Here is an 11,341-nt window from a genome sequence, read left to right as displayed (position 1 = left end):
GACTACGTGGTAGATAGGTCGGAGGTGTAAGTACAGTGATGTATTTAGCTGACCGATACTAATAGGTCGAGGGCTTGATCTAAACTAAGTCTTAGTATTGTGTAGTTTTGAAGGTGCAGACCTTCGAAAAAAAAATATATATATAGCGAATAATCCGGTGACAATGACGGAGAGGCCACACCTGTTCCCATACCGAACACAGAAGTTAAGCTCTCCAGTGCCGATGGTACTTGGACCGAAGGGTCCTGGGAGAGTAGGTCGTTGCCGGGTTTTTTATTTTAGAATACGAAAAGACACCAAAGACCACTAAAATACACTAAAAGGTATTATGTTGCCTGTAGCAGGGCAGAAAGCAAATATATGGGTTAGGTAAGCAATGTTATGAAGAAAGCTACAGTAACTAAAGAAAAAGCATATGTGCAAGTGCACATATGCTTTTTCTAGTTCCATATAGTGTCTAAGTAGCTCCCTTTAGTGTATTTCAGTGTTTTGAAAACAAAGTATCCCGCCCTATTAATAGGTGGAAACCTCAGTGTTAATCCGTGTTCATCAAAATGACCCAAAAGGAATACCCAGACAGCACGTGGCAAGACGGAAAAGAAATACTTCTTAGTCACTCATTGGTATCTTGTATCATCACCATCCATATAGTAAAATAATTGGAGGGGTTTTGTATGAAAAACATAATTGGACTTATAATACTGATTTTAGGTGGTTTGTCTGCAATAAGTCCAGAGGCTGCCTGGAACTTGGAGATAGGCTGGAAAGTAAGAGATGCTAAGCCTAGCGATGCGTACTTACTGTATATCAGAATAACTGGTATAATAGCATGCGTTATTGGTTTGATCCTCATATTTTCATGGTGAAAATAATGAAGTGCGGGTGGTATTTTTGAAGAACTTGTTTGAAAAAGGGTTAAGCTTCAGAAGCTTTATGTTTAATGTAGATGATGTGAATAAAAAGAAGTTTATGAAATATTATATTCCAATGGAAATAGCTGATGAAGTGAAAAATAAGATAACTGCATTGGAAGAAGAAATAAATATTTTAGGTGTAGTTGAATCATGGTGTCCTGACTGTCACATCAATCTCTCTGTTTTGGAGAAAATGATAAGCTTCAATGACAAAATAACTCTTAGACTTGTCACACGAGATAATGTTAATGATGAATTAGATGACTATAAAGAAGATGGCAAGATAAAGGTTCCTACCTTCATCATAATGGATAAAGATTTTAATATAAGAGGAGCTTTTATAGAGAAAATTGATAAGGTAAAAAATGCTGATATAGAAACTTTAGAAGGCTCTAAGATCAACATGCAATATAAAGCAGGTAAATTTATAAATGAGACTGCCGAAGATTTATTGAAAATTATAATTGGCGCTTAAAAGCGCTAATTTTTTAATGAATAATTTGCGATGGTAAGATATATAAAGAAAATATTTCTAAATGAAAAGAAAATAATCTAGAATGATAAAATTAGTACAATAGTCATTTTGTAGCATAATATATCATATGATACAATATCTTGTGTGTTTTATTGCGCGATACACTATAGGTTGTTAAGGAGGCGGGAAATAAAATGATATCGGAAAACGGTCTTAAGGTGTTGGAAAGAAGATATTTGGCGAAAAACGAAGAAGGAAAATTGATAGAAACACCTGAAGGACTATTCAAGAGGGTTTCTTCATTTATAGCCAGTGCAGACAAGATTTATGAACCAGATAAAGATATCAGTGAACTAGAAAAAAAGTTTTATGATATCATGTATAATCTGGACTTTTTACCAAACTCACCTACTTTGATGAATGCAGGTAGAGAATTGGGCCAGTTATCGGCTTGTTTTGTCCTTCCAGTGGAAGATTCCATGGAAGGTATATTTGATGCTATCAAACATGCTGCAATAATACATAAAAGTGGTGGTGGAACAGGTTTTAGTTTTAGCCGGTTAAGAAGTAAAGGTTCTTCTGTTAATTCTACAGGTGGTGTAGCTTCAGGTCCCATAAGCTTTATGAAAGTTTTTAATTCTGCTACAGAAGCCGTTAAGCAAGGTGGAGTGCGCAGAGGAGCAAACATGGGCATATTGAGGGTAGACCATCCTGATATATTAGAATTTATTCAGTGCAAGAAAAACGACAAAGAAATTACTAACTTTAACATAAGTGTGGGAATAACAGAAAAGTTCATGGAAGCTGTTGAAAAAGATGAGGAGTACGAATTGATAGAACCTCATACAAAGAAAGTCAAAGGAAAGCTAAAGGCCAGGGAAGTATTTGATTTGATAGTGGATATGGCATGGAATAACGGGGAACCTGGAATTATATTTTTAGATAGAATGAATAGAGACAATGTAGTACCTGAATTGGGAGAAATTGAGAGTACAAATCCCTGTGGGGAGCAACCTCTACTTCCATTTGAATCATGTAATCTTGGTTCCATAAATCTTGTTAATTGTATAAAAGACAATGGTATCAAAAAAGAAATAGATTTTGATAAATTGGGAGATTTAGTAGATACAGCAGTTCACTTTTTAGATAATGTTATAGACGTAAACAAATATCCTCTTGAGAAAATAGATGAAATGACAAAGAAAACAAGAAAAATAGGTTTGGGTGTAATGGGATTTGCGGATATGCTTATAAATCTTGGAATCCCATATGATTCGGAAGATGCCATAGAAACAGCAGAGTCAGTCATGAGTTTCATAAATGAAAGATCAAAACAAGCGTCAGCAAAGCTGGCTGAATTGAGAGGTGCTTTTCCTGCCTTCGAAAAGAGCATATATGCCAATAAAAGTATGAAATTGAGAAATGCTACAACTACTACTATAGCACCAACAGGCACCATATCCATAATTGCTGGGGTATCAAGCGGTATTGAGCCATTGTTTGCTGTATCCTTTATCAGAAATGTTATGGATAATGATGAATTGCCTGAGGTAAATCCACTTTTCGAAAAGGTTGCTAAGGAAAGAGGGTTCTATAGTGTAGAGCTTATGAGAAAGATAGCAAAGATGGGTTCAGTAAGGCATATAGAAGAAATACCTGAGGATGTGAGAAGAGTATTTGCTACTGCCCATGATATAGATCCTATTTGGCATATAAGAATGCAGGCCATGTTCCAAAAATACACAGATAATGCAGTTTCAAAAACTGTGAACTTTAGAAAAGAGGCTACCAGGGAAGATGTAAGAGAAGTCTACATGCTTGCCTACAAGTTGGGTTGCAAAGGCGTTACCATATATAGAGATGGAAGTCGTGAATCACAGGTATTAAATATCGGTGCGGTTAATAAGGATGGAGAAAAACAGCAAGAGCAGAAAATAGATCAAAAGACTCTGAAGGCAAGAGTTAGGCCTGATGTTACCTTTGGCATAACGGAGAAGGTAAAAATAGGTTGTGGAAATCTATATATTACTGTTAACTCAGACGAAGAAGGGATTTGCGAAGTATTTGCAAATCTGGGCAGAGCGGGAGGATGTCCGTCCCAATCAGAAGCAACAAGCAGACTAATATCTATTGCCTTAAGAGCAGGGGTGGATATCAAAGAGATAATAGAGCAACTAAGAGGTATAAGATGCCACTCTACTTTGAGGCAAAAAGGGCTTAAAGTGCTGTCCTGTCCTGATGCAATAGGAAGAACCCTTGAAAAAGTGTTGAATATGCAAGTGGAAGTGAAGGATGTGGAGACAATAGATGAGTTGACAACTGCAGTGGAAGAAAGCAGTTCAGATTGCGGAGGAAATTGCTCATTATGCTCAATTCAATGCAGTCGAAGTACAGTAGATTTTGGTGAAACTTCTGCAACTATTGATGACAGACAAGAATTTGGGAATATTAAATACTGCCCTGAATGTGGTTCAAAAGTTCAACATGAAGGAGGATGCATGATTTGTAGAAATTGCGGGTTCTCCAAATGCGGCTAGGATATTATAATAATGTTATATTGACAAGCATGGTTCTAATATCTAGAACTATGCTTGTTCTATTATTTTATGTATCTCATTTCTATTACATATAAAATTTTAAAAAAAGAAGATTAAAGCAATAAAACGGAGAATTATTATTAATTAATAAGATATATTAATTAAAATGCCCTATTTTAGCTTTTAGACCATTAGCATATATAAGGTAATTATTGTATAATCATAATGTAGTCAATTCTAGTAGAAATACTAATTAAATATAGGAGGTTATTGAAATGAAAAAATTTGTTTGTAAAATTTGTGGTTATGTTCATGAAGGAAATGAGGCTCCAGATTTTTGCCCTCAGTGCAAGGCTTCAAAGGATAAATTTGTAGAGCAGTCAGCAGACAACCTTCAATGGGCAGATGAACATAGAATAGGTGTAGCAAAAGATATAGACCCTGAGATCATAGAAGGATTAAGAGCAAATTTCATGGGAGAATGCACAGAAGTAGGGATGTACTTAGCAATGAGCCGTCAGGCAGATAGAGAAGGTTTCCCAGAAATAGCTGAAGCATATAAGAGAATAGCTTTTGAAGAGGCTGAGCATGCTGCTAAATTTGCAGAATTGCTAGGGGAAGTAGTAGTTGCAGATACTAAGAAGAATCTTGAGATGAGAGTTGAAGCAGAGTACGGTGCTTGCAGCGGCAAGAAGGAATTAGCAACTAAGGCAAAACAGCTGAATTTAGATGCAATTCATGATACAGTACATGAGATGTGCAAGGATGAAGCAAGACACGGTAAAGCATTTAAGGGCTTGTTGGAGAGATACTTTGGTAAGTAATCATATCAGTAAAATAGCGCCCCTGACAGTTGGTAAACCAACTGTCAGGGGTGTTTTCATGTTCAAAAGATTTTAAATTTATATTCGGGTTTTCAAGGCTGACATACAGAGACAAAATGAGAAATTTGAAAATCTCAAGGGGAATTTTCATTGACAACCGTTACATGTGGCTTGTTACAATAGATCGAAAGCTAACATCTAATGATAGATGTATTTTTTATATTCAATTTTGGTAAATTTTGTGTTAAGGTGAAGATAATGAAATACGTTATGTAGTTTATGGCGACATGATGATTTATATATCAATAGTAATTTATAACGCTAATGAAAAGCTGTTTTAAGGGGGACTAATACATGAGTAAAAATATAAATGTTCAAGGTTATCTTAATACGGTAAATGCACCGTGGGGAAAATTGTTTTATAAGTTAGTATGGCATAACATAGACTGTAAAGGTAAAAAAATACTTGATTTTGGAAGTGGATTTGGAATTACTGCTGATTATTTTGCAAAAAGTAATGATGTAACTGCCATTGAACCAAATGAGGAGTTGCTTAAACATAAATTTTGTAAAAATAAGTATAGGCAAATTGTTGGTGGAATAGAGAAACTTAGAGAAGTGCAAAATCAATCCTACGATATGATTATATGCCATAATGTGTTGGAATATTTAGATAACAGAAGAGAATTGCTTTGTGAGTTTAGCCGTGTATTAAAACCTGATGGGTTTGTATCTATTGTTAAACACAATAAAGCTGGCAAAATAATGCATAAAGCTGTGTTTGAATATAAAATTAATGAGGCATTAGAATTGATTAATAATGGAAACGCCATATCAGAAAATTTTGGAATAATAAACGAATATGATAATTGGGAGTTAGAAAAATATTGTGAAGGTTATTTTGAAATTGATAAAATATATGGTGTACGAATGTTTTTTGCTTTGCAAAGAAACGAACTAAAAATGGAATCTGATTGGATTACAAACATGTATAATCTTGAATGTGCAGCAGAGGAAATACCTGAGTTCAGAAATATTGCATATTTTCATCATGTTATTCTTAAGCATAAGCGATAATTAAGAAAATGTACTTAGAGGAGATACGCTTTCCTGTTTCTTTTTCATATTATGGATGTTGAAAGCTCCAATTAAAAGGGCTTTTATTATGTGGTGTTCCTACTCACACTGATTTATTGGGTTATGGTGTAGGAGGACAGGTTATAATTATCTCAAGAAATTGAAGGTGCGACAGGAGCAGCAAAAACATAATATGGCATTAAAGAGTCAGAAAATCCATAAAACTCAAAGCAGATCAGAGGGAAATTAAGGGGTCACCTCTCAGGTATACAGTAATATCACTATATGATAATGAAGGCCATTGGCTAAGCAAGGCACGGTATAACCATTTAAATGACTTCTTCAAAGATATTTCGGAAAGTAATCGCCGGCGAGAAAATGCCCTTAACGGTTGGCAATAAGACTGTTAAGGGTATTTTCATGTTCATAAGATTTTTAGAATGGCATAAGGTGTAACTATGCAAATTTAAAAACTTCAATAGAATATGTGCAATTTCAGGCATAAAAAATAGAATTTCAATGTAAGTTTTCCATGAGAGTTGATGCAAGTAGCTTATAATAGCAGATTGAAAGTGCTGCTATCAAAAAAGCAAAAGTGTTGCTGATATTTAGCATTGGTAAATTTTATGTTATAATTAATAGAGAATTCGAATTGTGTCAAGTGGTTATTATATTATAGATATGGGATGGGGATTATTATGAAAAATGAAATAGAAAAAAATTGGGATGATATGGCTAAAGCGTACGAAGACTTTACAGAGAAAGAGGATTCATATAGTTATGCAATAGAATGGCCCTGCATTCAGAAAATTTTACCAAAATTAAATGATAAAAGGATTTTGGATTTAGGTTGTGGGACAGGACGTTTTTCTTTTCTTTTTGAAAAAGAAAATCCACTTTCTGTTTTGGGTGTAGATATTTCTGAACATATGCTGAGTATTGCAAAAGAAAAAGCAAAGAGCAGAGGTTCAAAAGTTGAATTTATTCAAGGCGATATAAGCAATTGGCATACATATATCGACGGAAAATTCGATTTTATATTTTCATCTACAACATTTCACTATATTAAAGATATTAAAGATTTATTTTGCAATATGTATAGTGCTTTAGAAGATAAAGGTGTTTGTATTGTTTCATTAATGCATCCTATTTATACAGCACAATATCCGGTTGATAAAAATGGAGAATTTCCATCTGATGATGAATGGGTCGTGAGATATTTAGATAAAAGTAAAAGAGCCTATGTTCAACCATGGATAGAATACAATGATAACATTGAAAATTATTTGAGTATGAGTTATCATCACACAGTGGGCGATTATTTTAATGCCATTATCAATGCCGGGTTTAGGATTGAAAAAGTAGAAGAACCTTCTCCGCCAGAAAGCTGGAAGCAAAGTTGCTATATCCGTTACAATGCATTTATTGAAACTCCAAGTTACATGATTATAAAATTATCAAAGTAATGTGTTATATGATAAATAAAATTCATGAGCATAGGGTTTAGAAAATCCTGTGAAATTGAAATATAACTATATGATAATGGATTGACACGAGAAGAAAATGTTGAGTTAAAGCAACTTATAAATGGAAGATTTGATAAAAGCATAAGCTTATTAAATGGATATAAAAGTATGGGATTATAATACAGAAAATTGCTCAGAGATGGTCAAAGTATATATTAATAAATATAACTTTGCATTACATGATTCCACAAGGATTAAAAAGTTTATTTGCATTAGAATTGCATTTTTATACTCAGATAATAGAGATAGATTGAAAAAATGCAATTATGAATATTATTTCTTGTATTTTTGCGTATATTAATTGTTAATTTATACATGGCCTTTCATAACTCAAATTGACATTACAGTAAATAAATAATATACTTAAATATGGACATGTGAAAATAAATATAAATGTTAGGGGGTTTCACAATGGCAAAAACAATGAAGACTATGGATGGTAATACAGCTGCTGCGTACGTCGCCTATGCCTTTACTGATGTAGCTGCAATTTTCCCAATTACGCCTTCTTCACCAATGGCAGAGAATATTGATGAATGGGCAGCTCATGGACAGAAGAATATTTTTGGACAAGAAGTAAAGGTAGTCGAAATGCAATCAGAAGCGGGAGCTGCAGGTGCTGTGCATGGTTCCTTGGCAGCCGGGGCATTAACTAGCACATTTACTGCTTCACAAGGGCTGCTATTAATGATACCTAATATGTATAAAATTGCAGGAGAACTTCTTCCTGGAGTATTTCATGTAACTGCTCGTGCAGTTGCAGGTCATGCATTATCCATTTTTGGAGATCATTCAGATGTTATGGCTACAAGACAAACGGGCTTTGCTCTCTTAGCTTCAGGTTCTGTACAAGAAGTTATGGACTTGGCTGGTGTTGCACATTTAGCAGCAATAAAAGGCAGAGTGCCATTCTTGCATTTCTTTGATGGATTTAGGACCTCCCACGAAGTTCAAAAGATAGAAGTCATAGATTATGGAGATTTTGCAAAACTAGTTGATTATGATGCTGTAAAAGCTTTCAGAGATAGTGCATTGAGTCCGGAACATCCAGTGACTAGGGGAACTGCACAGAATCCGGATATATTCTTCCAAGCTAAAGAAGCATCAAACAAGTTCTATGAGCAAATTCCTGATATAGTTGCAGACTATATGGATAAGATAAGCAAACTTACAGGAAGAGAATATAAGCCATTTGTTTATTATGGACATCCAGAGGCAGAGAATATAATCGTAGCAATGGGTTCCGTTACAGAAACCATTGACGAAACCATAGATTATTTAATGAGCAAGGGAGAAAAGGTCGGTGTAATTAAAGTACATCTTTACAGACCATTCTCATCAAAATATTTCTTTAATGTTATGCCAAAGACTGTTAAAAGAATTGCTGTTCTCGATAGAACAAAAGAACCAGGTGCATTAGGAGAACCATTATATCAAGATGTTAGAACTCTGTTCTATGATGTTGAAAATGCTCCTCTGATTGTAGGAGGGAGATACGGATTAGGTTCTAAGGACACAACTCCTGGACAGATATTGGCAGTATACGAAAATTTAAAGAGCGATAAACCAAAGAACGGCTTTACAATCGGTATTGTGGATGACGTTACATATACATCATTAGAAGTGAAAGAAGAGGTTAATACAGCTCCAGAAGGAACTATCAGATGCAAATTCTGGGGATTAGGCTCTGACGGTACTGTTGGCGCAAATAAGAATGCTATAAAGATAATTGGAGACAATACTGACCTATATGCTCAGGGTTATTTCTCCTATGACTCCAAAAAGTCCGGGGGAGTAACAATATCTCACTTGAGATTCGGTAAGAAGCCTATTAAGTCCACATATTTGATAAATGAAGCTGATTTTGTGGCTTGCCATAATCAGGCATATGTATATCAGTATGATATTCTTAAAGGACTTAAAAAGGGTGGAACCTTTGTATTGAATTGTGCTTGGAGCAAGGAAGAGCTTGATGAGAAACTTCCTGCTTCTGTGAAGAGATATATTGCTGAAAATGATATCAATTTCTATATAATAGATGCAACAAAGATAGCTCAGGAAATAGGCCTTGGAAACAGAATAAATATGATAATGCAGTCTGCATTCTTTAAATTGGCAAATGTTATTCCTATAGAAGATGCAGTTAAGTATTTGAAAGAGGCTATAGATCACAGTTATGGCAAGAAAGGCCAGAAGGTTCTTGAAATGAACTATCAAGCTGTTGATAAAGGAATCAATGCCCTTGTTAAAGTAGAAGTTCCAGCTACATGGAAAGATGCTGTAGACGAGGCAGCTGCAGATGTCGAAGTTCCTGAGTTTATTAAGAAAGTTGTTGAACCAATGAACAAACAGGAAGGAGATTCACTACCTGTTAGCGCCTTTGTAGGCAGAGAAGACGGGCATTTCCCAATGGGTACATCTGCTTATGAAAAGAGAGGAATTGCAGTATTTGTTCCTGAATGGCAGATAGATAAATGCATACAGTGCAACCAGTGCTCTTATGTATGCCCACATGCTGCTATAAGACCTATACTGCTTACTGAAGAGGAAAAGAAGAATGCTCCTGCAGGCTTCGAGACCAAGAATGCTGCAGGCAAAGAGCTAAGCGGATTGCACTACAGAATACAGGTAAGCACATTAGACTGCACAGGCTGTGGAAACTGTGCGGATATCTGTCCTGCTAAAGAAAAAGCTCTTGTTATGAAACCTCTTGAAACTCAGACTGAAGTTCAGATACCAAACTGGGATTATGCTATGAAGGTTCCAGTAAAAGATAATTTGATGCCTTTGACAACAGTTAAAGGAAGTCAGTTTGCACAGCCATTGCTTGAATTCTCTGGCGCATGCGCAGGCTGTGGTGAAACCCCATATGTAAAGCTAATTACTCAGCTATTTGGAGATAGAATGATGATTGCCAATGCAACAGGATGTTCTTCCATTTGGGGAGCTTCTGCACCATCAACTCCATATTGCACAAATAAAGAGGGTAAGGGTCCAGCATGGGCTAACTCATTGTTTGAAGATAACGCTGAATATGGATACGGTATGGCAGTAGCAACAAGACAGATCAGAAGCAGATTGGCTGATCTTATGAGGGAAGCTTTGACATTGGACATTCCTGAAAAATACAAAGAAGCTTTCAAGGTTTGGTTGGATGGGATGAACGATGCAGCAGAAAGCAAGAGAGGCTATGCAATGATTGTTCCGTTGCTCAATGGAGATGGAATAACATCTGACAGAGCCAAAGAAATAATAGCAGAAATAGCAGAACATAAAGACTATCTAATAAAGAGATCTGTATGGATAATAGGTGGAGATGGATGGGCTTATGATATAGGCTATGGCGGATTAGACCATGTATTGGCTTCAGGCGAAAATGTAAATATATTAGTATTGGATACAGAAGTTTACTCAAATACAGGAGGACAGTCATCCAAGTCTACACCAATAGGTGCTGTTGCTAAATTTGCTGCTTCCGGTAAGAGAGTTAAGAAGAAAGATCTTGGTTTGATTGCAACTACTTATGGCTATGTATATGTAGCTCAGGTTGCTATGGGTGCTGACAAGAATCAGCTTCTCAAAGCTTTGATCGAAGCAGAAAAATATGATGGACCATCCTTGATCATTGCTTATGCACCTTGCATAAACCATGGCTTGAAAGAAGGTATGGGACGTACACAGGCTAATGCTCAGCAGGCTGTTGAAGCTGGTTACTGGCACTTATACAGATATAATCCAGAACTGAAAGCTCAAGGCAAGAATCCATTCATACTGGATTCTAAAGAACCTAAGGCAAGCTTCAGAGAATTCTTAAATGGACAGGTTAGATATACTTCACTTACCACCACATTCCCAGAAATTGCAGAAGAATTATTTGCAAAAGCTGAGGAAGTGGCAAAAGAAAAATATGAAACTTACAAGAAGATGGCTGAAGCATAATAAGTATATAAGAAGACAAGAGCAGGAAACTGCTCTTGTCTTCTTTTGT

Annotated in this window: 7 protein-coding genes and 2 rRNA genes; all 9 read left to right on the top strand. The window is 35.7% G+C overall.

Annotated features, from left to right (window positions below; translation table 11 throughout):
- Positions 1 to 82, top strand: a 23S ribosomal RNA gene (locus BUB48_RS15595); the annotation flags it as partial.
- 71 nt (positions 83 to 153) lie between these two features.
- Positions 154 to 270 (top strand): 5S ribosomal RNA (gene rrf / locus BUB48_RS15590).
- A 404-nt stretch (positions 271 to 674) separates the two neighbouring features.
- Positions 675 to 866, top strand: a complete 192-nt coding sequence (locus BUB48_RS15585) for a DUF6199 family natural product biosynthesis protein (protein WP_073027461.1) — start codon at positions 675 to 677, stop codon at positions 864 to 866.
- A gap of 25 nt (positions 867 to 891) precedes the next feature.
- Complete coding sequence (locus BUB48_RS15580; RefSeq protein WP_073027458.1) at positions 892 to 1,389, top strand: thioredoxin family protein; 498 nt, start codon at positions 892 to 894, stop codon at positions 1,387 to 1,389.
- Between the two features lie 194 nt (positions 1,390 to 1,583).
- Entirely contained in the window at positions 1,584 to 3,926 is a 2,343-nt protein-coding gene (locus BUB48_RS15575; RefSeq protein ID WP_073027456.1) for a vitamin B12-dependent ribonucleotide reductase, read from the top strand.
- A gap of 275 nt (positions 3,927 to 4,201) precedes the next feature.
- Positions 4,202 to 4,750, top strand: a complete 549-nt coding sequence (locus tag BUB48_RS15570; RefSeq protein WP_073027453.1) for an NADH peroxidase — start codon at positions 4,202 to 4,204, stop codon at positions 4,748 to 4,750.
- Between the two features lie 354 nt (positions 4,751 to 5,104).
- On the top strand, positions 5,105 to 5,827 hold the full coding sequence (locus BUB48_RS15565) for a class I SAM-dependent methyltransferase (protein ID WP_073027451.1): 723 nt from the start codon (positions 5,105 to 5,107) through the stop codon (positions 5,825 to 5,827).
- Between the two features lie 698 nt (positions 5,828 to 6,525).
- On the top strand, positions 6,526 to 7,293 hold the full coding sequence (locus BUB48_RS15560) for a class I SAM-dependent DNA methyltransferase (protein WP_073027449.1): 768 nt from the start codon (positions 6,526 to 6,528) through the stop codon (positions 7,291 to 7,293).
- Positions 7,294 to 7,764: 471 nt separating this feature from the next.
- Entirely contained in the window at positions 7,765 to 11,292 is a 3,528-nt protein-coding gene (gene nifJ, locus BUB48_RS15555) for a pyruvate:ferredoxin (flavodoxin) oxidoreductase (protein ID WP_073027447.1), read from the top strand.
- Positions 11,293 to 11,341 lie beyond the last annotated feature (49 nt).

Origin of the sequence: Lutispora thermophila DSM 19022, from assembly GCF_900142105.1 — a bacterium.
Taxonomy (GTDB): domain Bacteria; phylum Bacillota; class Clostridia; order Lutisporales; family Lutisporaceae; genus Lutispora; species Lutispora thermophila.
Note: the sequence above shows the minus strand (reverse complement) of the source record. Positions and strands in the feature narration are given on the sequence as shown.